The sequence below is a fragment of the Microcoleus sp. EPA2 genome, from assembly GCA_020882975.1.
Lineage (GTDB): Bacteria > Cyanobacteriota > Cyanobacteriia > Cyanobacteriales > Microcoleaceae > Microcoleus.
In genome coordinates this window covers 12,536-38,383 of sequence record JAHRFD010000001.1, presented here as the reverse complement: position 1 = coordinate 38,383, position 25,848 = coordinate 12,536, and the positions used below count along the sequence as shown (strand labels likewise).

General features: G+C 46.3%; 16 protein-coding genes. 12 read left to right on the top strand and 4 right to left on the bottom strand.

All coding sequences use genetic code 11. From position 1 onward, the window contains the following. Positions 1 to 183 precede the first annotated feature (183 nt). Together AAFP14_RS00120 and AAFP14_RS00115 are read left to right on the top strand one after the other, a co-directional pair. Positions 184 to 1,449, top strand: a complete 1,266-nt coding sequence (locus tag AAFP14_RS00120; RefSeq protein ID WP_341730318.1) for a M16 family metallopeptidase — start codon at positions 184 to 186, stop codon at positions 1,447 to 1,449. 64 nt (positions 1,450 to 1,513) lie between these two features. After that, complete coding sequence (locus tag AAFP14_RS00115; protein ID WP_341730317.1) at positions 1,514 to 2,782, top strand: M16 family metallopeptidase; 1,269 nt, start codon at positions 1,514 to 1,516, stop codon at positions 2,780 to 2,782. A 66-nt stretch (positions 2,783 to 2,848) separates the two neighbouring features. Here the strand turns inward: AAFP14_RS00115 and AAFP14_RS00110 are convergent, their stop codons facing one another. After that, on the bottom strand, positions 2,849 to 3,715 hold the full coding sequence (locus tag AAFP14_RS00110) for an alpha-1,2-fucosyltransferase (protein ID WP_341730316.1): 867 nt from the start codon (positions 3,713 to 3,715) through the stop codon (positions 2,849 to 2,851). Between the two features lie 158 nt (positions 3,716 to 3,873). Next, a complete protein-coding gene (locus AAFP14_RS00105; RefSeq protein WP_341730315.1) occupies positions 3,874 to 13,035 on the bottom strand; it encodes an FG-GAP-like repeat-containing protein in 9,162 nt (3,053 codons plus the stop codon). Positions 13,036 to 13,508: 473 nt separating this feature from the next. Between AAFP14_RS00105 and AAFP14_RS00100 the strand changes: the two genes are divergently transcribed. From AAFP14_RS00100 to AAFP14_RS00060, 9 genes are all read left to right on the top strand, one after another. Continuing rightward, complete coding sequence (locus AAFP14_RS00100; RefSeq protein ID WP_341730314.1) at positions 13,509 to 15,329, top strand: efflux RND transporter periplasmic adaptor subunit; 1,821 nt, start codon at positions 13,509 to 13,511, stop codon at positions 15,327 to 15,329. A 498-nt stretch (positions 15,330 to 15,827) separates the two neighbouring features. After that, positions 15,828 to 17,093, top strand: a complete 1,266-nt coding sequence (locus AAFP14_RS00095; RefSeq protein WP_341730313.1) for an ABC transporter permease — start codon at positions 15,828 to 15,830, stop codon at positions 17,091 to 17,093. Positions 17,094 to 17,282: 189 nt separating this feature from the next. Beyond that, positions 17,283 to 17,618, top strand: a complete 336-nt coding sequence (locus AAFP14_RS00090) for a cation:proton antiporter subunit C (protein ID WP_340521667.1) — start codon at positions 17,283 to 17,285, stop codon at positions 17,616 to 17,618. 52 nt (positions 17,619 to 17,670) lie between these two features. Further along, complete coding sequence (locus AAFP14_RS00085; protein ID WP_341730312.1) at positions 17,671 to 19,101, top strand: cation:proton antiporter; 1,431 nt, start codon at positions 17,671 to 17,673, stop codon at positions 19,099 to 19,101. Next, on the top strand, positions 19,098 to 19,481 hold the full coding sequence (locus AAFP14_RS00080) for a Na+/H+ antiporter subunit E (RefSeq protein WP_341730311.1): 384 nt from the start codon (positions 19,098 to 19,100) through the stop codon (positions 19,479 to 19,481). The genes AAFP14_RS00085 and AAFP14_RS00080 overlap by 4 nt, the downstream gene beginning before the upstream one ends. 140 nt (positions 19,482 to 19,621) lie before the next feature. Further along, positions 19,622 to 19,852: a hypothetical protein gene (locus tag AAFP14_RS00075; RefSeq protein ID WP_341730740.1), complete on the top strand. Its 231-nt coding sequence runs from the start codon at positions 19,622 to 19,624 to the stop codon at positions 19,850 to 19,852. Then, on the top strand, positions 19,849 to 20,136 hold the full coding sequence (locus AAFP14_RS00070; RefSeq protein WP_340521664.1) for a monovalent cation/H(+) antiporter subunit G: 288 nt from the start codon (positions 19,849 to 19,851) through the stop codon (positions 20,134 to 20,136). Before AAFP14_RS00075 ends, AAFP14_RS00070 begins: the two co-directional genes overlap by 4 nt. Next, the gene (locus AAFP14_RS00065) at positions 20,126 to 20,713 is read left to right on the top strand and encodes a DUF4040 domain-containing protein (RefSeq protein ID WP_341730310.1); all 588 of its coding nucleotides are present in this window, start codon (positions 20,126 to 20,128) and stop codon (positions 20,711 to 20,713) included. The genes AAFP14_RS00070 and AAFP14_RS00065 overlap by 11 nt, the downstream gene beginning before the upstream one ends. Further along, complete coding sequence (locus AAFP14_RS00060) at positions 20,713 to 21,384, top strand: Na(+)/H(+) antiporter subunit B (protein WP_341730309.1); 672 nt, start codon at positions 20,713 to 20,715, stop codon at positions 21,382 to 21,384. Before AAFP14_RS00065 ends, AAFP14_RS00060 begins: the two co-directional genes overlap by 1 nt. Positions 21,385 to 21,492: 108 nt before the next feature. Here the strand turns inward: AAFP14_RS00060 and AAFP14_RS00055 are convergent, their stop codons facing one another. Further along, positions 21,493 to 22,113 (bottom strand): Uma2 family endonuclease, encoded by a 621-nt coding sequence (locus AAFP14_RS00055; RefSeq protein WP_341730308.1) that lies wholly within the window; start codon positions 22,111 to 22,113, stop codon positions 21,493 to 21,495. A gap of 61 nt (positions 22,114 to 22,174) precedes the next feature. Continuing rightward, a complete protein-coding gene (locus AAFP14_RS00050; RefSeq protein ID WP_341730307.1) occupies positions 22,175 to 24,427 on the bottom strand; it encodes a transglycosylase domain-containing protein in 2,253 nt (750 codons plus the stop codon). A 258-nt stretch (positions 24,428 to 24,685) separates the two neighbouring features. Here AAFP14_RS00050 and AAFP14_RS00045 point away from each other — a divergent pair, with 258 nt between their 5' ends. Then, entirely contained in the window at positions 24,686 to 25,537 is an 852-nt protein-coding gene (locus AAFP14_RS00045; RefSeq protein WP_341730306.1) for an ATP-grasp domain-containing protein, read from the top strand. Positions 25,538 to 25,848: the final 311 nt, after the last annotated feature.

Here is a 25,848-nt window from a genome sequence, read left to right as displayed (position 1 = left end):
TCGAGCAATTCCTCTTTCTCCCGACTGATTGATCTATCTCCCGCTAAATCTATTGACTTTTAAACCTAAAAATGGTAAAAAGGTGATTCTATAGATGAGGCAAGAGAAAATTTGTATCAATGCACCCCGATCGCCCATCTGTAAAGCGCTACTATAGTTAACTAAAGTTTAAGAATAACTAGCTTGTCTCAAATCCTGACTACTTTAGATTTCCCAGCAAACGTCTGGAAGCTGAATAACGGGTTAACGGTCATTCACCAGCACCTGAAGGCTACACCTGTGGTCGCACTAGACGTGTGGGTAAAGGCGGGTGCAACGCAAGAGCCGGATTCGTGGTCGGGAATGGCTCACTTTCTAGAACATATGATATTTAAGGGGACTGACTCGATCGCCCCGGTCGAATTTGACCAAATAATCGAAAATCGTGGCGGTGTGACTAATGCAGCGACAAGTCACGACTACGCCCATTTTTATGTCACGGCGGCGGCAAGTTATTTAGCAGAAACTACTCAGCCACTAGCAGAATTGCTGCTGCGGGCTTCGATTCCCGATGCCGAATTCGATCGCGAGCGAGATGTGGTGTTAGAAGAAATCCGCCAAGCTCAAGACGACCCCGATTGGCTGGGTTTCCAAGCAATGATGGAAACAGTTTATCAGTGCCATCCCTACAGGCGATCGGTATTGGGCACAGAAGAGTTGCTGATGTCGCTAACACCCCACGAAATGCGCTGTTTCCATCGATCGCACTATCAACCAGAAAATATGACTGTGGTGATAGTTGGGGGAGTTGAGGAAGCACAGGCGATGGATTTGACTAGCCAAGCTTTCGGGGAGTTTTCTGACAGGTGGGAGTGTCCCAAGTTGGTAGCAGTAGCTGAACCGCCACTGGTAGAGATGCGTCGTCAGGAACTTTATCTTCCTAGATTGGAACAAGCACGGCTGATGATGGCTTGGACTGGGCCGGGAGTAGCACAATTGGAAAGTGCTTGTGGCTTGGATTTGCTGTCGGTGTTGCTGGCTGACGGGCGATCGTCTCGTTTAGTCAGGGAACTGCGGGAAGAACTACAATTGGTACAGGCGATCGAGAGCTCTTTTTCCTTACAACGGGAATCGAGTTTATTTACGATAAGTGCTGTGTTGGCGGCGGAAGATGTCGAAAGGGTGGAAAGTGTGATTTGCGATCGACTTGGCCAATTGCAGTCTGAGCTGGTTTCTGAGGTAGAATTACTTCGCTGTAAGCGTTTGCTGTGCAATGATTTTGCTTTCTCCATCGAAACCCCAGCCCAACTGGCTGGTCTTTATGGGTATTACAATACGATCGCCAAAGCTGAATTAGCGATGAGCTATCCCACCAAGATTCAGGCATTCGAGCCACTAGACATCCAGCGTTTAGCTAGACAATATCTTTCTCCCAAACACTATGCGGCCGTGGTGCTAAAACCAATTTAGTCATTAGTCAGTAGTCAGTAGTCATTAGCCATTAGTCAGTTTCCCAATTCCCACTAAATTAAAAATGAAAAATGAAATCCACCGCACAGTTTTAGACAATGGTATTGTTGTCTTGGCCGCAGAAAACCCAGCCGCAGATATTATTGCAGCTAGGATATTCCTACGGGCGGGTAGTCGCTGGGTACAGCCGGAACAAGCTGGATTGTGTCACTTACTGTCGGCGGTAATGACTAAAGGAACCGATCGCCTTTCTTCCCTAGAAATTGCCGAACGTGTAGAATCGGTGGGAGCGAGGTTGGGTACGGATTCAACTTCCGACTATTTTTTGGTGAGTTTGAAGACTGTTTCAGCCGACTTTACGGATATTTTGGAGTTGGCGAGTGAATTGATGCGATCGCCCAATTTTCCTGAAGCAGAAGTGGAACTAGAACGTCGCATTGCTATATCAGCAATTCGATCGCAAAAAGAACAACCATTTTCCATCGCGTTTGAGCAACTGCGGCAGACGATGTATCAGGACCATCCCTATGCTTTCTCTACCTTGGGCACGGAAGATACCATGTCCAACCTGACTCGAACCGATCTCCAACAGTTTCACAAAACCTATTTCCGCCCGGATAATGTAGTCATTTCGATCGCCGGCAGAATATCCACAGCAGATGCGATCGCCCTAGTCGATCGCATTTTTGGCGACTGGAAAGCGCCAGCAACACCGCTACCCACTTTAAGCTTACCCACCATCATCCCCCACCCGAAATCGGCGTTGAAGCCCCAAGAAACCCAGCAATCAGTGGTGATGTTGGGCTACCTTGCCCCAGCAGTAAAAGATACTGGCTACGCAGCGCTGAAGTTGCTCAATAGTTATTTGGGAAATGGTTTGTCGAGTCGGTTGTTTGTGGAATTGAGGGAAAAGCGAGGTTTGGCTTACGATGTTTCCTCCATGTATGCGACGCGGTTAGATGCGGCACAGTTTGTGGTGTATATGGGTACGGCCCCGGAAAATACACAGACTGCTTTTGATGGATTGCGTACAGAAGTCGATCGACTAGCAAATAGCCAACTTGATGACGAGGAATTGCAAGCTTGTAAGAACAAAATCCTCGGTCAATATGCTTTAGGAAAACAGACTAATTCCCAAATTGCTCAAGTTGTAGGCTGGTACGAAACCTTGGGATTGGGAATTAAATTTGACGAAGAATTCCAAGCAGAAATTGCCCAGGTGACAGCTTCAGAAGCGCGGGATGCTGCTAGGAAATTTTTCGTAGAACCCTATGTTTCTTTGGTGGGGCCGGAGGCTGCGATTACAGAATTTGGGCTGGCGGCGGTTTGTTGAGGAGGAAAAGTGCGATCGAACTTGTGAAAAGTTCGATCGATTCCATCCTGGGATAGACATTAGTATTTATTGTTGGAAACGAGTCAATAGCCTTTTGACAGTCGCGATGGGGTGTCTGATCCTCCAGACTTGAAAGTTATCTAAGATCGGATCAGTGCCTGGTAGCTTGACCCAATCATCGCAGAGAATACCTTCAACCGGGTTGGGCACCCCTGGGCGGCACCAAGCTGTCGGAACTACTACTATTTTCTGTGGGTGCGGGTTCAACCAAGCACCCCACCACGAAAAAGTAGAATTAGTAATCACATTAGCTCGACACAGGGTCATTAAATAAAGTTGCTGAGGAGCATTCAGGTTATCTACAAAGATCAATTCATGCTCTTTAATGTCACGCAAAAATTCTCTGGCTAAATCTGGACGATCGGAAAACACAAGAATTGAACCTTTGGGTTCGATCGCACTTAAGGAATTCTTGTAAAAAGAAAGCGGGTAAAGCGGGAAATATTCTCTGGTATTGCCGTAATCGGTATCGAGGCGGAGCGAAAAGCTAACACAATCCTTTTGCAAAATGTCGCCATAGAGCTTTTTTACCTCAGTGACAATCTCGTTCTTGAAAGTGTACCACTCACGTACAAGTTGCTTATCTGAGTAATATTTTTCAGATTGAAAGAAACCTTGGATTTCAGTGTGGTCTCCGATGGAAAGCGCTGCCGGTGTAAAGCCAGCTTCAGGATGGGGGTCGAAATAATGAACAATCCCGGCCGGTGCGCTAGCACGCTCACCTTCATCCTTCAGGTTGAAGATATCATCACCATCCCACTTAGGGCAAAAAAATTGAGTTCCCAGACGTCGTGCTGTTGTTCTCAGGAATGCGTATTGAAATAATTGATTGCCCAGCCTTCCGTAGTTTCCTAACTTAGAGAAAGAAATCATGAGAGTTTACCTATGGTTTAAGACAGCTTCCAGCAGGCGTACACTTGAATATTGTATAGCAAATCGCCTGCATAGTCTGAGCGATTACTATACAATATTACCTAAAAATTTAGCGCAGGTTTGTATTAGTAGTAACTAATTTATGGCTAAATTCAATCTCAAATTAACCCGAAATTAACTGCACTGATACTGCTAGCAGAAACTCCACTAAGAGCCGCTAAAGTTTCGCCCGTTTGCGCAATGCGGATGAAAGTTGCACCGCTATTTTGGACAATAGCCAATTGCGAAAAACTCAGCCCGCTACCCAATACTAACAAGTCTTTACTAACTTCAAAATCATCGATGGTATCAGTACCGGAATTGGTCGATAGCAAGAATTTATCTAATCCCAATCCTCCCGTCAAAGTATCATTTCCCAAATCGCCATTCAGCAAATCATCACCCTTACCTCCAAGTAGACTATCATTACCATCGCCGCCAGTCAAAATATCAGCACCGCGGCCGGCAAACAAGGCATCATCACCGCTACCGCCGAGCAAAGTATCGCTACCTTTGCCGCCGAAAAGAGTGTCATTCCCAGTACCACCATCGAGGGAATCATTGCCCCTCATGCCCATCAACACATTATTCGCGCTGTCGCCATTCAGGATATCATCGCCATTTGTACCCAGAATTGCATTCTGGGAATTGCTGCCCAAATCCGCATCGCCAGTGATAATAGGAGTGGCAATTCCCACAGGCAATATCACTGCTTGAAGTCGGCTATCTAAAGCAGCACCAGTATTGTCAGTAACTACCTGGGCGATTGTCTTAGTTCCCGCACCAATCGCTTTGAAATCTTGAGTTGTGGGACCCAAGGCTACTTGTTGGATGCGGGCTACTGATTCAGGAATTGATGTGGCTGTTGGGTTAGAAACAGCGGTATCAATTCGTTGATTAGCCGTCGCCATTACTGTCGCTGCTTGGGAGGTAATTGGGGTGATTTTTTGACTGTTGAAACTGGGGTCAATCTGCTGGATTTTCGCGGCTGCTTGCTGAACGATCGGTTCTAAGGCTGCTGCGTTGCTGAGGTTTAAGACTGTACTGGATTGAATTTGGTTCGTAATTGAACTGACAACAGCTTTGACAATATTAGTATTGGCTGCACTGGAAGCACCGTCAATCAAAGCAGTAGTTTGGGTGATGAAGTTTTGGACTTTCACCATTGCTGCTAAGACTTGGACTCCGCCGGGTAAATTTTGGTTGGTGGCGGAGATAGGGTCTAAGTTAGTGAGGTCATATTCAGCAGGGAGGGAAAGGGCGGCTGTGACTAAAGATTGGGCTGCTTCTGGTGCAATTCCTTTGTCGATTAAGTCGGCGATTAAGCTGGTTAGGAGGGTGACAACTGTGGAATCTGGCGGTGCGGTGACTGGTGTTTCTAGGGGTAAGCCGGTGGCGGTGTCAGTGCCTCCAGTGGCAACTAAATTGCCTTCTGATGGGTCGATTTCTCCGTTTTTGTTGGTATCGAAAATCTCGAAGGGGATGTTGAGATTAAAGCTACCGTTGCTGTTAGTAATTGTGGATGGTTCGTTGGTGTCTTTGATGCCGTTTTTGTTGGCATCGAGGAAGAGGGTTGCACCGTTTATGTAGCCGTCTATGACTACGCCGGTGCTGCTAAATGTCAGTAACATACCCTTAAATCGACCTGTATCGTCGCTGGCGCTAGCCCCAGCCCTGTCCGTTGCTGTTAACTTAATTGTCAACTGTTGCGGTTTAGGACTTGTGCCACTGAGTGTACGGGTATCTGGATTGAAGGTGAGCCAACTTGGTAAGGGACTACCGTCCATCAGAGTTGCTGTGTAGGTGAGCTTGTCGCCCGGATCTGGGTCTGTGAAAGTGTTCGACGGGAAGGTATACTTGAATGTCGATGAACTGCTTGACTTGATGTACTGGTAATGCCACGGGGTTGTATTAGGGCCGTAGTTGAGAACAGGTGGGCGGTTGGGGAGTGTGGTAAAAGTGCCTTCAGTGGCAAAAGGGGAACCTGCCCAAGCAGTGTCGATCGCCTGTACACTCCAGTAATAGGTCCCCGGAGACAAGTCTTTGAGTTGCCACTGGGTGTTTTGGTTGGCATTACCCAGGGCTACAACTTGCCGAGTGCCGTCATTGAGAGACATCGGGGCGAGAATATCACTGCCACCAGGTGTTGTGCCAACTCGTAGGTTGTAACTTAAACCATTAGCAGGAGTTTGAGCATCCGTTGCTTTGTTCCAGTTAAAAGTCACATTTTTACCAAAAGGTAAAGCTGATAGCCCTGTGGGTGCTGTGGGAGGAGTGTTCGCGATCGCAGTATTGCTGCGGTAAACTTGATTTCCCAGCAAAATATCCAATTTGCCGTCACTGTTATAGTCTCCCCAAGCTCCAAAACTCGCACCAGTCAGTCCAGCGTTGGGATCTTCGCTAAAACCACTGCCAGTGTTGCGGTAAATTTGGCTGTAAAACTTGTTGTCCAATTCGCTGTTGAGCAAGATATCGAATTTGCCATCGTTGTCGTAGTCTCCCCAAGCTGCAAAACTGCCACCGGGCAATACGGCATTTGTGTCTTCGCTAAAGCGGTTGTTAGTGTTGCGGTAAACTTTGGCTATTTGCCCTGAAACGCTATCGCCGGCAAGCAAGATATCCAAATCGCCATCATTGTCATAGTCTCCCCAAGCAGCCGAACCATCAGAAACACCGGGCAAGACAGCAGTCGTATCTTCCGTAAACCCAGTGCCAGTATTGCGAAACAGCTTGGTTATTTTGCCTGAGACACTATTGCCCGTTAGCAGGAGATCGAGTTTGCCGTCTTTGTCATAGTCTCCCCATGCAGCCGAACTATTAGAAACGCGGGGGAGTTGGGCTGTAGTATCTGGCGTAAAACTGCTGCTGGTGTTGCGGTAAAGTATGCTGAAGTTTTGCTGGGTAGCATTAAGCAGATCGAGTTTGCCGTCATTGTTGTAGTCTGCCCATGCTTGGGAACTATCAGCGGAACTTGTCTGTTCGGAGTTGAATCCATCGCCGCCGTAGATTTTGAGAGGAGGTGGCTGCTGAATTCTGCCATTTCCTACTGTTTGTAACGCAAAATTTAGCTTGCCGTCATTATCGTAGTCTCCCCAAGATGCGGCAGAAGCTAAATCGAAACCTATACCACTGTCATCAGTAAATGTACTGCCTGTGTTCCGGTACAGGGAAGTGCGCGTGAAGTTATCGGCGCTACCGAAGTTGGTAAGTGACTTAAGACCCCCCGCAGCGATAAAATCCAGTTTCCCATCAGCGTTGTAGTCTCCCCAAGGGCTAATCGCTCCGCCGTTGAAATTACTGGAGATTTCTGTATTGATTTTGCTGAAAGTGTAATTGCGTTCGAGATTGATGGCGCTGATATCTTGAGGAGCGACAAGTGAGTATCTGGGAGTTCCAGGGCTGCCGATGGCAAAATCGTCGTTGCTGATAGCGCGATCGAGGATAATTTTGTAGGGGCGATCGCCATCAAGTACATTATCGTTAACACCCTGGACTGTAACCGTCTGAGCTATATCCCAATTATCAGGAGTGAACTTCAGCGTCGATACAGAAACTGTTCCTTCTGCTGTGTTGTCACTCCTGATGGGGATGAAAACATCAGCAATAGGTTTGCGAGTGAGGACAACGCTGAAATTATCAGTTCCACCAGCTTCTGTGGTAGTCAATTGCTGTGTCGGCCCAACAATAATCCGAGGAAAATTTCGTTCGGGATTTGTCTCTAAATAAACAAACATATTGGTAAGACTGACATCAGAGGCATCAAGGCCTGAGTATTTGCTGTCAGTGCTGATCGCAGGGGCGGTAACGATTGTATAAGATCGGTTCGCGTTAGCAGTGATAACACCACCCTCTCCTCTTACCGTTACCTCCTGGGGTATATTCCAGTTTTCAGGTGTAAAGATAACTTCTGAAATGGACAGACTACCTTCTGCTTGAGTTGGAGGAGAAACCTTCAAACCGATAGTTACAGGAGCGATCGGCGGGGTATCGAGTTTGATGGTAAATTTGGCTTTGCCACCTGTTTTAGTGGTGATTAATCCGCTGGTAGGGGAGACGGTGATGCCAGCAGAGCCAGAGGTAGGTGTCGGTGTCGGTGTTCCCGTCGGTGTCGGTGTCGGCGTTGGTATTCCCGTCGGTGTCGGTGTCGGTGTCGGTGTCGGTGTTCCCGTCGGTGTCGGTGTTCCCGTCGGAGTTGGTGTTCCCGTCGGAGTTGGTGTTCCCGTCGGAGTTGGTGTTCCCGTCGGAGTTGGTGTTCCCGTCGGAGTTGGTGTCGGTATTTCCGTCGGTGTCGGTGTTCCCGTCGGAGTTGGTGTCGGTATTTCCGTCGGTGTCGGTGTTCCCGTCGGAGTTGGTGTCGGTATTTCCGTCGGTGTAGGTGTAGGTGTTCCCGTCGGTATTTCCGTCGGTGTCGGTGTTCCCGTCGGAGTTGGTGTCGGTATTTCCGTCGGTGTAGGTGTAGGTGTTCCCGTCGGTGTCGGTGTTTCCGTTGGTGTTGGAGTTGGAGTCGGCGCTACATCGTTATCAGCGATCGCCACTGTCACCGCAGGAACCACCACCACATTATACTTAGTATCAGTGCTACTTACACTGTGAGTAATAGTGCCACTGTGCGGTCCATCCACGCCCGTATTATCAAAAGCTTTCACCGTAACAGTTTGAGATACATTCCAATTATTCGGAGTGAAAGTGATAGGGGCGATCGCCTGAAGCTGATTATCTGTTGTGAGATTGATGGTAACAGGGGCGATCGGCTGCGACGTTAACTCGATCGCATAACTGCCATTCGCCCCGCCTTCGGTAGCAGTTGTTTCGGTAACACTAACAGAAACACCAGCCCTATCATTGTCCTGATTTGTAATACCAACATCCGCTACATCTTTGTTATTGTAATTCGGGTCTGTACTAACAGTAGCCCCCGTAATAACTTTGTAGTCAATATCCCCGTCAGCGATACTATCATTAACCCCAGTTACTGTCACTGCTTGTGCTGTATCCCAGTTAGCCGGAGTGAAAGTTAAACTATTAGTCGAAACAGTTCCTTCCGCCACATTAGAACTATTCAAACCGATAGTCACATTAGCCGTTGGTTTAGTATTCAAAACCACAGCAAAATTTGCCTTAGTACCATCTTCACCAGTAGTCAACCCCGCCGTCGGATTGACTGTAATTCCCGGAGTTTCATTGTCGCTATTGGTGACGGTGACATCCAAGGGATTCAGATTATTGTAATTAGTGTCGGTGCTGACAGCAGCAGCCGTGACGATTTTGTAAACTACATTGCCATCAACCAGCAAATCGTCAACACCAGTCACCGTGATGGTTTGTAGTTGATTCCAGTTAGCTGGAGTGAAAGTTAAGCTATTAGTCGAAACCGTTCCTTCAGCTACATTGTCACTACTCAAACCGATGGTGACGTTAGCAGTTGGTTGAGAGTTGAGTTTGACTGTGAAATTAGCTTTACCAGCGACTTCACTGGTAGTCAATGCTGTTGGGTTAATCGTAATTCCCGGAGTATCATTGTCAGTATTGGTGACGGTGAGAACCAAAGGATTTAGATTCTTGTAATTAGCGTCGGTGGTGACAGCAGCCGCTGTCACAATTTTGTAAACTATATTGCCATCAGCTACAAAATCGTCCACACCAGTCACCGTTACTGTTTGCTCTTGCTTCCAGTTAGTCGGAGTGAAAGTTAAGCTTGTCGGCGCAACAGTTCCTTCGGCAACATTGGAACTACTCAAACCGATGGTAACGTTAGCAGTTGGTTGAGAATTTAGTTTGACTGTGAAATTAGCTTTACCGCCAATTTCACTGGTAGTTAACCCAGTCGTACTCTGGGTAATACTAATAATTCCCGGATTGTCATTGTCAGTGTTGGTGACTGTAACATCATCAGGATTCAGGCTATTGTAATTAGCATCAGCACTAGCAGCAGCCGCCGTGACAATTTTGTAAACTGCATTTCCATCAGCTACAAAATCATCCACCCCAGTCACCGTTACTGTTTTCTCTAGGTTCCAGTTAGCGGGAGTGAAAGTTAAGCTATTAGTTGCAACAGTTCCTTCAGCTACATTGTCACTACTCAAACCGATGGTAACGTCAGCAGTTGGTTGAGTGTTAAGTTTGACTGTGAAATCTGCCTTGCTGCCGGCTTCCGTAGTTGATAATGTTTTGGGATTGACAGTGATGCCGGCAGTGTCATCATTAGTTACGGTTGTTGTCGCCACAGCCGTAGTAATTGTGGGTGTAGAATCTAATCCAGAGGGATTTGACAGCGTAACATTAACGGTTTCATTGGGTTCGACCGCCACATCGCCCAAAACATCGAGAGTAATGGTTTTCGATGTCTCGCCGGCTGCAAAATTAATCGTACCTGTCGCGCCAGTTGCACCGGATGTGCCGCCGATGTTGTTGTAATCGCTGACGTTTGTAGCAGTACCTGCGATCGCATAATCTATTTTGCTCGCAAACTCAGTGGAACCGCTGCGATTAACAGTAAATGTGACTCCTGTTTTGCCGGAATTCCCTTCAGTAACGATTGCAACACCAGCACTAACTGCGTAGTCGATCGGATTGAGTAGAATTGTTACCTTGCTAGCACCAGATCCGATGCGATCAAAAGGCCCAGAAATCACCCTGTTAAATCCGGCGTAAATCTCCGAATTGACAGGCCCACCAGCATCAGCTTGACCGTTTAGGGCGTAAAGATACGGCGAATTCAAGCTATTTTTTAGTCCGCTTTTGTTATCCCAAGCCAGTTGTTCGTTGCTGACTTCTAACTCGATGCGGGAACCATTACTCACAAAATTAGGCACATTTCCTTGGGGAAGTTCTGCACCAGCGGGTGTATTGTAGTCATTGCCAAAAACTGCCATACTCCCGTTAACAATCTGCACCTCGGCATCACGACTTTGATCGCCTCCATCCCCTCCATAGCCGTCGTTTGACGCAGAGTCGCCGAGATTTACCGTCCATCCTGACGGGGCTTTGTCGTATTCAACGATAAATTTCGCTTTCTTGATGTTGCCGTCAAAATTGATTTTGGCAACCGCTTCTAACCAACTGTCTGCGTTGGAGTCTGCCGGGGTATTTACTAGAGAAATAAACGGGTTGGGCTGACCAGTAATTGCGCCTGTTTTGAGGTCAATTTTGTAAGGACTCAGGGTTGAAGGTTGATCGTTGGCGGCAATAGTTAGTGTGGTTTGTTTGGTTGTACCCCCAACGCCTCCAGTAATTGTGCCAAAGTTGAGAATTGCGGTTTCGGCATTTTCAGGTAGATTGTCGGGCTTGATAGTAACTGCAACATTCTTGGTGAGTGTCGCACCTGTTGCACCTGCGGGGAATGTAACAGTTGTAGGTGAAAAGGTGTAGTCTGAATTTTGGGTGGCACTGCTACTGGGATTGATAACAATTGGTACAACTACATCTGTCAAGGGAGTGCCGCCGCTGAGGGTGACGGGAATATTAACTGCGGTGTCTGTTGTTCCTTCCACGCCGCTGTAAGTAGCCGCACCGAAATTGACTGTGTTGGGTGTATTCAGCACCACCGAAACATTGTTAGTCCAATAGTTCGACGTGGCTAGGTCAAGAACCCCATCCGCATTCAAATCGGCCGCGGTGACAGTCCAAGGATTTGACCCCAAGCTATAGTTGGTGGCAGGGCTAAAAGTACCAGTGCCTGTCCCCAGCAGAACCGAGAGGTTATTAGCAATAGGGGTCGAGTTGCTAACACCGTTGGCCGTAGCTAAGTCAATTTTACCGTCTGCGTTAAAGTCACCCACAGTAACGGAACGAGGCCCTGTCCCCACAAGAAAGTTAGTGGTAGCCCCAAAGCCACCTGTGCCATTCCCCAAGAGTACGGATACATCATTAGAACCTTCGTTGGCCGTGGCTATGTCAGGCTTGGCATCCGCGTTAAAATCTCCCACAGCAACAGAATAGGGGTTTGTCCCCACATTAAAATTAGTGGCAGTGCCAAAGCTACCCGTCCCTGTCCCCAATAGAATCGAGACATTGTTTGAGTTAAAGTTTGCCGTCGTTAGGTCAAGTTTGCCGTCTTTGTTAAAGTCGCCTACAGATACAGACTGGGGTTTTGTCCCGACGATAAAGTTGGTGGCAGTGCCAAAGCTGCCAGTACCTGTCCCTAATAGAATCGAGACATTGTTTGAGTCAATGTTGGCTGTGGCTAGGTCAATTTTGCCATCTCCATTGAAGTCGCCGGACGTAACTGACCAGGGACTCGACCCGACGTTAAAGTTGGTAGCTGTACCAAAACTGCCTGTCCCTGTTCCTAACAAAATTGATACGTTATTAGTTCCCCAGTTGGCAACGGCTAGGTCAAGCTTCGTGTCTCCATTAAAGTCTGCCACCGTGACAGCAAAGGCATATTGTCCCACAGGAAAATTAGTGGGAGCACTAAAGCTTCCTGTACCTGTCCCTATTAGGATAGAAACGTTGTTACCTGCACGATTCGCCACGGCTAAGTCAGGCTTGGTGTCGCCGTTGAAATCTCCGATACCAACGAATTGCGGTTGATTCCCTGCGCCAAAATTAGTTTCAGCACCGAAACTTGATAGAACATGGCTGTATGCTGCGATCGCATCTTCCCGAAATACTAGCGGTGTTTTAATCGATCCAGTGCTGGTTTCTAGTTCCCAGTCGCCACCTTTTGTCGCGCTTCCGGTGAGGTTTTTGGAGGCGGCAACGTTGGTATTTGTGAGTTGGGCAATTCGTTGGATGAAGGTGAAACCATCTATTTCAAAATCTACATCTAAATTTCTCGCTTGTTCCCCGGTTCCGCCGGGGGTTGAAACCCCCGTCTCATAGCACAAGTCATCTAAAGATGACTGAATAAATGAATTATTCCCTGTCGGTTGAAACCGACTTCCGCTATGAGACGGGGAATTAATTCCCCGGCGGACTCTCGGATAAACGCGAGGCCCAGATGCCACATTGCAACCGTAAATCAGAATATCCGCATTGTCTGTAAAAGCACTCCGCCATTGCTGCAATTGTTCGGAATATGTTTCTAAATTAGCTTCGGAAAATCTGGTTTTTCCCAGTTGCAAGCTACCGGGAGCACCGTGAGAAATTATATGAATGCTGTCAATATTGGTACGACAAGCTAAGATTTGAGTAATTTGGGCGATCGCATCTTTCTGCCCATCCAAAACGACTACTTCCGTACCCGGTTTCACCCCAGCAATCAAACTTTGATAATCTTTAACTTTACTGTCTATAAAGGCGATCGCACTTAGGGAAACTTTACTATTTAAATTTGGCATAATACACCTGACTGGGGGTAAAAAAAAGACAACAATTCCCGGATTTCGTGACTTGCATCCGAAACTATTTTTGAAACTTGTAGCAACTCTAACAGTATTTTCAGAGCATATCTGTAAAGTTTTGCTGAAAAATACCTTTTTAAATAAATTTTTGATGAAGACGGGGAGATTTATTAAGTAATATTGCGGAAAATCTACTGCGAAGTCGATCGCTCAACCAAAAAAATTAATCGCCAGAGCACTTATACTGAGAGATTGAGAGCGTATTTTTGATATACAGCATATTCTATGTATCGATGGTACGCGCCATCTTGTGAAGCGATTAAAGTGCGTGGCGATAGGTCAATCAGCAAATTCTATCCGATATCTCCGAGGGACTCAGACCTATGTATCAAAAAAATCATCAATTAAATTGAACGTTTTGTGTTCCCGATCGGTCTAAAGTAAACAGACGCCCGATCGGTCTAATTTATATGTACTTCGTAAAGCACTTTCAAATTAAAAAAGGGCTGACTCCGTGGTTAATCGGGTTCCTCGCCACCGGATTGCTTGCAGGAGTTGGCTACACAGCTTACAGCCAACTCACAGTCAAATCGAGCCGAGAAAGCAGGCGCAAGGAAAAAACCGTTGCTGTAGAAAGAGTGAATTTACCCATCGCCATTTCAGCAAACGGCACAATAGTACCCGAACGCAGCGTTAATGTCAGCCCCAAAACATCAGGAGTGCTCAAAAGTTTGCTCGTCAAAGAAGGAGACAGCGTTGAAAAAGGGCAAATTCTGGCGCAAATGGATGATTCCAACCTCCAAGGGCAACTTACCCAAAATCGCGGACAACTAGCCTCAGCCGAAGCCAACTTGCAAAAATTACTCAATGGTAATCGAGCCGAAGATATTGCCGTCGCCAAGGCGCAATTAGCCGAACAACAAGCTAGTCTTGAAAAATTACTCAACGGTAGTCGCAGTCAGGATATTGCCGTCGCCCAAGCCCAACTAACTGAACAACAAGCAACTCTCCAAAAATTGCTCAACGGTAATCGCACCCAGGATATTGCCGTCGCCCAAGCCCAACTAGCCGAGCAACAAGCAACTCTCCAAAAATTGCTCAAGGGTAATCGCCCCGAAGATATCGCCCAAGCTGAAGCTAAACTCAGGGATGCAGAATATGCCAAAAACCAGGCAGAAGAAGACTTTCAGAGAAATCAAGCACTCTATACATCAGGAGCGATTGCTCTGCAAATTGTGAATACTTCTCGCACCGCGCGCGATCGAGCTCAAACTCAAGTCAGACAAGCTCAACAAGCTGTAGCCTTGCTGCGAGCTGGTTCGCGCCCGGAAGAGATTGCCCAAGCGCGGGCTGCCGTCGAGCAAAAACAGCAAGCTTTGGCGCTGATTCAAGCCGGTGCTCGCCCGGAAGAGATTGGTGCGGCGCGGGCGGCAGTGGAGCAAAAACGGCAAGCTTTGGCTGGAGTGCGAGTGGGGGCGCGCCCGGAAGATATCGCCGCTGCTGAAGCCGCCGTGGAGCAAAAACAGCAAGCTTTAGCCCTAATTCAAGCCGGTCCTCGCCCGGAAGAAATCGCCCAAGCGCGGGCCCAAGTTCTCTCCGCCCAAGGCAGTCTCCAAACCGTGCAAGCGCTGATTAACGATACGAAAATTCGCGCTCCTTTCAGCGGTATTGTGACTCGGAAATATGCCGATCCGGGGGCTTTTGTCACCCCGACAACGGCAGGTAGTGCGGTGTCTTCGGCGACTTCTTCTTCGATTTTGTCCTTAGCTTCAAAAAATCAGGTTGTGGCGAATGTGGCAGAAAGCAACATTGCTCAAATCCGTATTGGCCAAAGTGCGTCTATTCAAGCCGATGCTTATCCCGGAAAGAATTTTACAGGTAAAGTTAGCCAAATTTCACCTCAGTCGATCGTCCAGCAAAATGTTACCAGTTTTGAGGTGAAAGCTTCGATTATTGATGATGAAAATAAAATTTTGCGATCGGGAATGAATGTGAATGTTGAGTTTAAAGCTGGTGAATTGAAAGATGTTTTGGTGGTCCCGACTGCCGCCATTGTCCGCCAACAAAAGGAAACGGGGGTGTTTGTGGCTGGTGGTGAAGTTGGAAAGCCTAAGTTTGTGCCGATTAAGACGGGGATGACGGTTGATGATAAGACGGAAGTGCGATCGGGTTTGCAGGGAAATGAAAAGGTTTTTATTAGTTTACCCCCAGGCTTGCGGCAGAAATCTCAAAGTCCATCGTCGGGGGGGATTCCGGGTTTGCAACCGGGGGGTGGAACTCGCTTGCGTTAGTTGTCAGTCCGCGCAGTCGGGGCTAGTTGGTTCGTCGCAGAGTCCGACAGGGATTGAAATCCCTGTCGAGAGAGCGAAAGTCCTCTGAAAGAGGACTGAAGAGTTGGTTGATCTACATCGGTTTCAGACGAATTTTCAGTCGGTTTCAACCGACTTTAGCTATGAGACGGGGGTTTCAACCCCAGGCGGATCGTGTCACAAATCATATCGTTTCCGGCTGCATCATTAGACGAATTTTCAGTCGGTTTCAACCGACTTTAGCTATGAGACGGGGGTTTCAACCCCCGGCGGATCGTGTCACAAATCATATCGTTTCCGGCTGCATCATTAGACGAATTTTCAGTCGGTTTCAACCGACTTTAGCTATGAGACGGGGGTTTTAACCCCAGGCGGACTGTGCCACAAATCCTATCGTTTCCGGCTGCATCGTCAGGTGATAAATTAGGGGGCAATTGTTAGAAGTTGCCACCAAATAACAAATAACCAATTCCCAATAACATGAAATTAAAGACTCCCCCAGTTATCAACAAAATCTCCAATGTTCAAATTGTATTCATGGCGACTGAGGCGCTGTGGAATAATAAATTGCGTACCAGTTTGACGATGCTTGGGGTAATTATTGGCATATCTTCTGTGATTGCGATTACTTCCGTTGGCCAGGGAGTACAAAAGTCTACTGAGGAACAGTTGAAGGCTTTGGGTACTAATGTTTTATTGGTTTTATCTGGTGCTTCGCGATCGGGTGGTGTTAGTCAGGGTAGCGGTTCTGCTTCTACTGTAACTTGGGATGACGCTAAGGCGATCGGCCTCCAAGCACCGGCAGTTAAGGCGATTTCCGCTTTTTTGCAGCGAAGCGTGCAAGTTGTTTATGGCGGTCAAAATTCGTTTACTGCTATTTTGGGAACTGATTTGAATTATCCTGATGTTAAGAATATTCAACCTCAAGCTGGACGGTTTTTTAATGAGGATGAATTGAATGCTGCTGAGCCAGTAGTTGTCCTCGGTTCTAAGGTGCGAGATGACCTTTTTGGAGTTGGGGCTAATGCGCTATCTGCTGATGTTCGGATTCAGGGAAACCGCTACAAGGTGATTGGAGTGATGGAACCCAAGGGGTCGGTAGGGGGTACGGATCAGGACGATCGCGTTTATGTTCCCCTGAAAAATATGTCGGCTCGGATTGTGGGTAGAAATTCTTTATCGGGAATTGCTATTTCTGGTTTTTGGTTGCAAACTAACGGGGAATCGGATTTAGCTGATGCTCAATTTCAAGTTGAGAATATCTTGCGTTTACGTCACAATATTTATCCGCCACAACCGGATGATTTTCGAGTGATTAATCAAGTTGATATTGTTAATACTTTTAGCAATGTGGTAGGTTTGTTTACGGTGATGGTGGTGGCGATCGCCGGCATTTCTCTGGTAGTTGGCGGCATTGGTATTGCTAATATTATGTTGGTGTCTGTGGTGGAGCGCACTAAGGAAATTGGGATTCGGAAAGCTGTAGGTGCGACTAATGCAGCGATTCTCATTCAATTCATGGCTGAATCGGTTTTGGTTTCGACGGTGGGGGGTACGGCGGGTATTGGGTTGGGAATTGCGATCGCCTTTGGGGCGGCGACAGTGTTTAAGTTCCCGTTTGTCATTTCAGTATGGTCGATCGCGGCGGGTTTTGGGCTATCTTTTACTGTGGGCTTATTGGCTGGGGTGCTTCCAGCGAGGAATGCGGCGCGCTTAGATCCGATCGCAGCTTTGCGAAATGACTGAATTTATTGAATTTGGGTCTGCTTAATCCCTGTTGCGAGCGCGATCGCTCCGCCGATGCAGAGTTGAACTGAGAAAATCTCTTGCTTTAGGTACATGATACCAATTATGATAAATCCTGGACGCAATTAGAAATAATCTACTTTAGTTCCAAAATAACCCGAAAAACTCTTTATCCAACAGGCAATTTCCATGTTAGAAGCATTGGTATTGGCAACAGTATTTTGCGGCTTTTTTGGTATAATTTTGAAAAAAAACCTGATCATGAAAATCGTGTGCATGGATGTCATGAGCACAGGGGTTATCGCCTATTATGTGGTAGTAGCAGCGCGAGATGGCTGGCTGACACCAATTATTGCAAAAGGCAAAGATGTCCCCTACGCCGATCCGGTTCCCCAGGCGGTGATCTTAACGGCGATCGTGATCGGCTTTTCGATTCAAGCTTTAATGCTGGTAGGGGTGATGAAGCTGGCGCGGGATAATCCCACATTGGAATCTCACGAAATCGAGATGAATAACACTAATTAATACTCCCCGCTCTTGCAAAGATGGAGTTTCCCAAACTACCGAAGTTTTTTAGATGAATACTCTGACGATCGCCTGGATTGGATTTCCATTTTTTATCGGGTTTATCATTTATTTGATGCCCAAGCTTGACAAGTATCTCGCCATATTAGGAGCGATTGTATCTGCTGCTTTTGCATTCCAGCTTTTTGCAATGCCGTCAGCAGTGACGCTGGAGTTACTAAATAATTTCAGCGTGACTTTGTTAGTCGATCGCTTGAGCGGCTATTTTATCTTAACCAATGCTCTAGTCACGGCGGCGGTTGTTCTCTACTGTTGGCCCACAGATAAGTCGGCATTTTTTTATGCACAGATTCTGATGGTGCACGGCAGTCTAAATGCCGCCTTTGCCTCTACGGATTTTATCAGTTTATATGTCGGATTAGAAGTCAGCGGGATTGCTGCTTTTCTGTTGATTTCCTATCCTCGCAGCGATCGATCGATTTGGGTAGCGTTGCGCTATCTATTTATTAGCAACACGGCAATGCTATTTTATCTAATCGGTGCCGTGCTGGTTTATAAAGCAAGTTATTCCTTTAGTTTTGCCGGATTGGCAAAGGCACCCCCAGAGGCGATCGCTCTGATTTTTATGGGACTTTTGGTGAAAGGAGGCGTGTTTGTATCCGGGCTATGGCTACCGTTAACTCACTCGGAAGCTGAAACGCCAGTGTCGGCTTTGCTATCAGGAATTGTGGTGAAAGCGGGGGTATATCCCCTCGTGCGCTGCGCCCTCATGGTGGAGGAGGTGGCTCCCATAGTTCAGATTTTTGGAGTTGGAGCAGCACTGATGGGCGTGTTTTATGCCATCTTTGAAAAGGATACTAAACGGATGCTGGCGTTTAGCACAATTTCGCAACTAGGCTGGATTGTTGCTGTACCAGAAGTGGGCGGCTTTTATGCGCTGGCTCACGGTTTGGTCAAATCGGCACTATTCCTAATTGCTGGTGCTTTACCAAGCCGCAATTTTCAGGAGCTCAAGCAAAAGCCGATCGATACCAGAATCTGGATTGCTTTAGTTATTGCTAGTTTATCAATCTCTGGCTTCCCCTTTTTGGTTGGCTTTGGCGCGAAGATGTTGACGATGAAAAGTTTATTGCCTTGGCAAGCGATCGCCATGAATGCCGCCGCAGTGGGAACCGCAATTGTGTTTGCTAAATTTATCTTTCTACCTCGCGGCGGCAAAGCAGAAACCAAACCCGGTTTTTGGACGGCAGTGTTGCTGTTGCTGGCTGGATTGATTGCAGCTAATGCTTTTTATGTTGAGGCTTATACGCTGGAAAATATGCTGAAGGCGATCGCCACTATCGCTGTTGGTTGGTTAGCCTATTTCTTGATTTTTCAACGCACGGCTATCAAACTGCCACGTATCCTAGAAGAATTCGATCATTTGGTCGGTTTTATGAGTCTAATTCCACTTATACTATTCTGGATGGCATTATCAAAATGATTGGACATCTCATATTAAGATTGAGCATCTGGTTTTTACTGACTGCGGATTTTAGTTTGGCAAATATTGCGATCGGTATTGTCATAGCTTTCCTATTACCTCGCAGCTACGCACCTCCAGAACCTTTAAAGGAGTGGTTTGATGTATTTGGTAAAATCTTGATGGCGATTCCCATAGCTTATATAGAAGCTGTTGAGCTGATCTTCCGTCCCCACAGACATGAAGATGTGATTATGGAGAAAGTACCAAATCATCGATCGCCCTTGTTAATCTTCCTTGATGTGTTTTTGATTACTTTTACGCCGAAAACAATTGTTGTGAATTACCACGAAGAGGGTTTTTACGAAGTGCACCGGGTGCGACGGACTTCTAGTAATTAGCTGATGTTTTTTGAGGATTTTTTTTACCGCAGAGGGCGCAGAGGGCGCAGAGGAAGAGAAGAGGGAAATTTCTAGTTTTTATGGGGCTAAGTTAGGAGGGTAGATAATTGCAGAACTTGAACAACTTGATTTTGATTTTGATGATTTTGGCTCTGCTCATGCCCATGTATGAGGTATGGAAAGATGATGATATCTGGCAGACAATGTTGGCTTTTGCTAGTATTTCAACTAAGGCGGCAATCATTGCTCTGGTTATATCTGTCTGGCGCGATGATTGGATGATCGGTGTGGTAGCGGCGATTATCCTCAGTGTTGGTAATGCTGGATTGATGTTGTTGGCACAAATAATTAAACGTATTAGTGACGCATGATTGTAATAGATGTTTTGAGTTATACCTGCATCGGTATAGGAATTTTCTTCTGGTTTTGGGGTACTTCTTATCTGCTGGGGAAGCGATCGGTTTTATATAAACTTCACAGTCTTTCGGTAGCAGATACCCTGGGCTCGATGTTGATTGTTGTTGGATTGTTACTGAAAATACCCAGTAAATGGCCTCTGTTAATTCTTGCCCTCATTTGCTTAGCCATATGGAATACAATGCTGGGATATGTATTAGCCTATTGTTCCAATGCAGGGAGTAACTATGAACGATAACAGCTATATTTATGTCCTCGTCGCTCTGCTCCCGTTAGCTGCTGGTATGCTGGTGTTTCAGGTCAATCCATACCACGCATTGCTGCTGCGAGGTGTATTGGGGGCGATCGCAGCTTTGGTATATACAATCTTGGGCGCGGGGGATGTGGGCTTAACCGAAGCGTTGATGGGTACCCTACTGGCGATTACACTTTATGCAGTGACGGTGCGTTCATCCCTGGTGCTGCGTCTGGGTGTCATCGAAGGTGGGATAGAGAATGATGCTGTCTCAGATGAGAAAAGTGCAGGTCATTTTAAGCAAGTAATAGATGACATTCGTGCAGTTTTTAAGAAACGCCATATGCGTCTGGAAGTGGTTCCCTATGCGACTCCACAAGCATTAGAGCGGGCGCTGATGGAAAAAGAAGTTCATGCTGTTTGTTCCCCACAAGAACAACTAGAACAAAGTGGCGAAGTGCAACCTTATAACACCGTAATTAGAGTTCGCCGCGTGTATGACATCATGCAAACGGAACTTGCATCACCGGGGACAACCCTAACCTATGTAAATACACCAGACGTAGAGGAGAAGCATTGATGAAATGGGTTTACATTGTAGCTGGAATAGCGCTGTTTGTGAAAATGCTGCTTATTGCTAATCCAACAGCAGACTTATTATCATCGCAGCAAAGTTCTATCGTCGAATTGGTTGTCCAAGATAGTGGAGTATCCAATGCGGTTTCTGGTATCATTTTGCGAAACCGATTATACGATACCATTTTTGAAGTCGTAGTATTTACGATCGCCATTTTGGGCGCAAGTTATCTACTGGCCAATGAAAAGCCATCCTGCGCGATTTATCAATTTACCGATCGACCATCGATTATTTTGGCACGATTGGGAGCAACAATTGCGGCATTGGTGGGTGTCGAATTAGCAATTCGCGGGCACTTAAGTCCTGGCGGTGGTTTTGCAGCCGGTGTAGCGGGCGGAACCGCGATCGGACTCATCGCCATTACCTCATCACCCCAGGCGATGCAAGACATATACAAAAAGTGGCACGCCGCGACTTGGGAGAAAGTTTCCGTACTGGTTTTTATTGTACTCTCAGTAATCACTCTGTCTGGATATGAGCTCCCCCACGGAGAATTAGGCACGCTTTTAAGCGGCGGAATTCTCCCCTTACTCAATATCATAGTTGCACTCAAAGTCGCCTTGGGTTCCTGGGCAGTAATGTTAGTATTTATCCGTTATCGCGGATTGTTGTGATCCATATATCAATATTCCGATCTCAAATTGACAGAGATCGGATTGAGTCATCCCTCTCTTATCTTACTCTGCGCCCTCTGCGCCCTCTGCGGTAAAAAAAATCCCAATTTACACTAAACCAGCTCCAAAAATCTGATTTGCAGTCAAGTTCAAATCGGGAAAAGCTTCCGACACAATCCGGTCATTATCTCGAAACTTAAGGACTTGATATTCACCATCAACCAAGTTACACACAGAAATTGTCGGTAGTTTCGGATTGCCAATAAAACTACGTCCACCCAACGCAGCATAATCCACAATCCAATATTCAGGAATACCCATCTCCTCATAATCAGCGTATTTCAAATAGTAATCATCCCGCCAATTGGTTGACACAACCTCGATCGCCAAAGGTATCGATGCACCCAAACTCAGGATAGACTGTTTTTGCCATAAAGTTTCGTTCACCAGATTTGCACGATTCAGCACCAACAAATCAGGGAAATAACCCGAATCTTTTTCAGGAGGTCTAACTATCACTTGGCGAGGGATACCATAAGGCAATCCCAAACGTTTGATTTCATAAGGAATTTCGATGCCAAGAAAGCTGATAACTTCCTCGTGTTCGCCTACTGGTTGTGCCATCTCAACAATATCTCCGTTATGCAATTCGTAGCGTACCGTCGAATTTTCAGGTAGCCACTCCACAAATTCCTCGAAGTTTACGAGCTTGGGTGAAACTTGGATCATAAGTTTTGACAATTACCGATAATAGAAATTATAGCAAATCTGTTTCATATCTCCCGATCGATTAACGCGCCACCTGTCGCATATAATCCCCCCACAATTGAGCCGCATCTCGACTACCTCCCTGAGTTGGAGAATTATCATCATTTCCCAGCCAAACTCCAGTTACCAATTGCTGACTCGGAATATAACCGACAAACCACAAATCTTTGTTATCATTAGTCGTGCCAGTTTTGCCCGCTTCTCCCAAGCCCAAAGCCGCACTGCTACCGGTACCTCCCCGCACCACTCCTTGCAGCATATCTGTCATGGTATCTGCTACGACTTCCGAAACTAATTGCTGATTAGCTACTCCATCTTTTTGATAGTCATAAACCACGCGACAATTCTTAAAGTTTTTTCTATCTTCGCAATCGCTGCTATCAATAATTCGCTTGATTACATGGGGGCGATTGCCCAAGCCCCGATTGGCTAAAACCCCAAATGCCCCGGTTAGTTGCAATACGTTAACTTCACTTTCACCTAATACTAATCCAGGGGTTGAGCGCAAGGGAGAAGTGATTCCTAAACGCTTCGCCATTCGCACTACATTGTCTAAACCAACATCTTGGGCTACTCGCAAAGCAATGGCGTTTTCTGACTGTGCTAAACCCCGATACATATCTGCACTACCGCTAGTTCTTTCGCAGCCACTGTAACTTTGTCCGCCCCAAGAAAGGGGTTCGCAGGAGTAACCTTTATTTGGGGAAATTCCCCGTTCTAGGGCGGCTGCATAGCTGAAAATCTTAAAGGTAGAACCTGGTTGTCTCAAGGCTTGGGTAGCTCGGTTAAACTGACTTTGTAGATAACTGACACCGCCAACTAAAGCTAATACTTCGCCAGTGGCTGTGTTGAGAGTTACCACGGCTCCTTGGGAAAAACCATCCCTTGCTCCTGTAGTTTCTACAGCATTTCTGAGGGAACTTTCTGCTACTTTTTGGAGTGTGGGATTTAAGCCTGTTTCTACAATAAAATTACCTTCTCTGGCTAACTGTTCCCCCAGTAAAAATTCTAATTCGTCAAATACATAACTGTAGAAATAAGGAGCGATCGTACTTTGCAAAAATTCCCGCGCTTTTGGGTTGATCTCAATTCGCGATCGCCTCGCGCGATCGGCTTCTTCCTGAGAAATTGTACCCATCGCTCGCATCCGTTCGATTACGCGATCGCGATACTGCACCGCCAACTGATAATTTTGAATCGGGTTAAAACTATTGGGAGCGGGCAAAATTCCTGCCAAAGTTGCCGCTTCTGATAAATTCAAATCCTTGGCAGATTTGCCAAAATAAAACCGAGCTGCATCCTCAAAACCATACAGGTCAATACCCAAAAATACGCGATTCAAATAAGTCAGCAATAGCTCGTCTTTGCTGTAATAGCTTTCTAATTTTAATGCAACTACTGCTTCCCGCAATTTGCGTCCCGCCGAATCTTGAGTTCCTACATAATCTCGAAACAAACTCCTTGCTAATTGCTGTGTCAGAGTGCTACCTCCTTCGCGAATTCCTCCTCCACGAAAATTGGTTAAAAGTGCACGCAAAACGCCGATGGGATCTACTCCTAAATGCCAGTAGTAGCGACTGTCTTCTGAAGCCATGACTGCCTTGGCTAAATAAGGAGAAAAATCTGGTAATTTCTTTAATTCTAAGTGAGCGTTATTTTGAGGAGGACGCAGGGGAGTTTGACCATCACGGGCGTAGACAATCACTGGCCCGTTGACACTTCTCGGCAGAGGGCGTACTTGAAATTTGGTCGATTCAATGCCGATCGCCATCCCGATTAAAGCCGTGACACCGCTGATTCCATAAAAGCTGTAGCGCAAAATTTCTGAATACAAAGGTGGCGGATCTATGTACTGAATTCTGACAGCAGCGGCGAGTTCTGGTGGTCCTAAAGTAAATACATCGCCGTGACGCAGAGACATACTTTGAATTCGCCTTTTGCCCTGGTAAATTCCGTTAGTAGAACCTTCGTCTTTGATGATAAAAGGAGTGCGGCGCGTCGTATCCCGTGATAGGGATAAATGTAGGTGGCTGACTACGGGATTGCGAATAACAATATCAGAGGATTTGGACGATCGACCTAAAAGATATCGATCGCCCAATAGCGGATAAACCTCGGCCTTGGTAGCACCGGCATCCTGCACCCATAGTTCGGGGACTTTGGCATTCGGTTTCAGCACTAGCTGGTTAAAATTAACCTTGGCGATAGTCTGGACTGCTTGAGTAATAGCACCCAAGACGGTTCGAGGTTTGTGGGGCGGCTGCGGTGGGGTCATATTTCGCTGTAGACTACGATCGAGCGATCGGCTCTTGGACTATTCTACTCTTAACTTTTGGCTATTTTCGGAATCCTGCGCATACTCAGGGCGATTTTCTCCCCAGGGTGCGATCGATTTTCGGGTTAGCAGGGATCGGATTTGGGCGATCGAGCTAATCTAACTGTAGGATATTGGGCATTGAGCATTGGGCATCGGGCATTGGGAATAGTTTTTTCCTTCCTTCTTCCATCTTCCATCTTCCTTCCACTTAACATTATGCTAACTAATATCAGTCTGGTGCTTGAAGCTTGTCAACAGTTAAATATCAATTATGAAATTCTTGCCCCCAACCAAAACTTAATCAGAATTCAACATTCTGGTCAATCCTATTACTTTGTAAATTATATTACACCGTTTAATAGCGCACCCATAGTCCAAATATTTAAAGATAAAGAATATACCTATCAACTGTTGAATAGTAAAATTAAAACCCCAAAAACAATAGGTTTTTTATCTCCTTTTTGCGAGTCAAAATATCGAGAATATTTGAAAATTCAAAAATGTCAAGAAATTGCCACAGAGGTGAGGAAAGTATTTTCATTGCCCCTGATTATCAAAAGAAATCGAGGTTCCGCTGGAAATAATGTGTTCCTGTGTGAAACCTTGGAGCAAATTCAAGCAGCTATTGAAACAGTATTTAATGTCAATAGCAAAGATTATGACTATGTTTGCCTAGCTCAAGATTACATTGATATTCGCCATGAATATCGGGCGGTTTTTAGCAATCAAAAGCTAGTTCTGCTCTATGAAAAAGATAAATTAGGCGCTAAATTTACAGGTAATTTAAGCCCGCTGCATTGGGAGGGAGCCACAGCTAAGCATATCATTGATTCTAAAATTATCTCGGAGATTGAAAGCTTTGTGCAGCCAGTGTTTGCGGAAATCAATGTTACCTATGGTGGGTTTGATATTGCGATCGACCAAAAGGGCGACTACTGGTTAATTGAAATTAATTCCAGTCCCAATTACGATATATTTGTGAGGGATAACGATCGCCAAATTGTCGTAACCATGTTTAAAGATATTCTAGAGACTTTGATTGTTAACAAAACACCTTATTTGAAATGAAGAGTTGAGCACCGGAATGATAGAGGAGACGGCAATGCTCATTGGTGTCAACTTAAGCCTGAAAGCCCGCCAAGTCTCTTAGTCATTCCGCGAGTCCGACAGGGGTTCAAACCCCTGTCTCATAGCTAAAGTCGGTTAAAAACCGACGGTCGATTTGCCTGAAACAAATACACATCAACTAACTCTTCAGTCCTCTTTGAGAGGACTTTCGCTATGAGACAGTAATCAGGCCGGGGCGGGTTTTCGAGATGGTTGGTTTCAGGCAATTATTGTTAGCGAACCCGCCCCTACATCGCCTGGAATCTTGCCTG

Bases quoted from the DNA above. Each gene is read 5' to 3' on its own strand.
- AAFP14_RS00115 (WP_341730317.1), top strand. From the start codon at position 1,514: ATGAAAAATGAAATCCACCGCACAGTTTTAGACAATGGTATTGTTGTC.
- AAFP14_RS00110 (WP_341730316.1), bottom strand. From the start codon at position 3,715: ATGATTTCTTTCTCTAAGTTAGGAAACTACGGAAGGCTGGGCAATCAA.
- AAFP14_RS00105 (WP_341730315.1), bottom strand. From the start codon at position 13,035: ATGCCAAATTTAAATAGTAAAGTTTCCCTAAGTGCGATCGCCTTTATA.
- AAFP14_RS00100 (WP_341730314.1), top strand. From the start codon at position 13,509: ATGTACTTCGTAAAGCACTTTCAAATTAAAAAAGGGCTGACTCCGTGG.
- AAFP14_RS00095 (WP_341730313.1), top strand. From the start codon at position 15,828: ATGAAATTAAAGACTCCCCCAGTTATCAACAAAATCTCCAATGTTCAA.
- AAFP14_RS00090 (WP_340521667.1), top strand. From the start codon at position 17,283: ATGTTAGAAGCATTGGTATTGGCAACAGTATTTTGCGGCTTTTTTGGT.
- AAFP14_RS00085 (WP_341730312.1), top strand. From the start codon at position 17,671: ATGAATACTCTGACGATCGCCTGGATTGGATTTCCATTTTTTATCGGG.
- AAFP14_RS00080 (WP_341730311.1), top strand. From the start codon at position 19,098: ATGATTGGACATCTCATATTAAGATTGAGCATCTGGTTTTTACTGACT.
- AAFP14_RS00075 (WP_341730740.1), top strand. From the start codon at position 19,622: ATGATTTTGGCTCTGCTCATGCCCATGTATGAGGTATGGAAAGATGAT.
- AAFP14_RS00070 (WP_340521664.1), top strand. From the start codon at position 19,849: ATGATTGTAATAGATGTTTTGAGTTATACCTGCATCGGTATAGGAATT.
- AAFP14_RS00065 (WP_341730310.1), top strand. From the start codon at position 20,126: ATGAACGATAACAGCTATATTTATGTCCTCGTCGCTCTGCTCCCGTTA.
- AAFP14_RS00060 (WP_341730309.1), top strand. From the start codon at position 20,713: ATGAAATGGGTTTACATTGTAGCTGGAATAGCGCTGTTTGTGAAAATG.
- AAFP14_RS00055 (WP_341730308.1), bottom strand. From the start codon at position 22,113: ATGATCCAAGTTTCACCCAAGCTCGTAAACTTCGAGGAATTTGTGGAG.
- AAFP14_RS00050 (WP_341730307.1), bottom strand. From the start codon at position 24,427: ATGACCCCACCGCAGCCGCCCCACAAACCTCGAACCGTCTTGGGTGCT.
- AAFP14_RS00045 (WP_341730306.1), top strand. From the start codon at position 24,686: ATGCTAACTAATATCAGTCTGGTGCTTGAAGCTTGTCAACAGTTAAAT.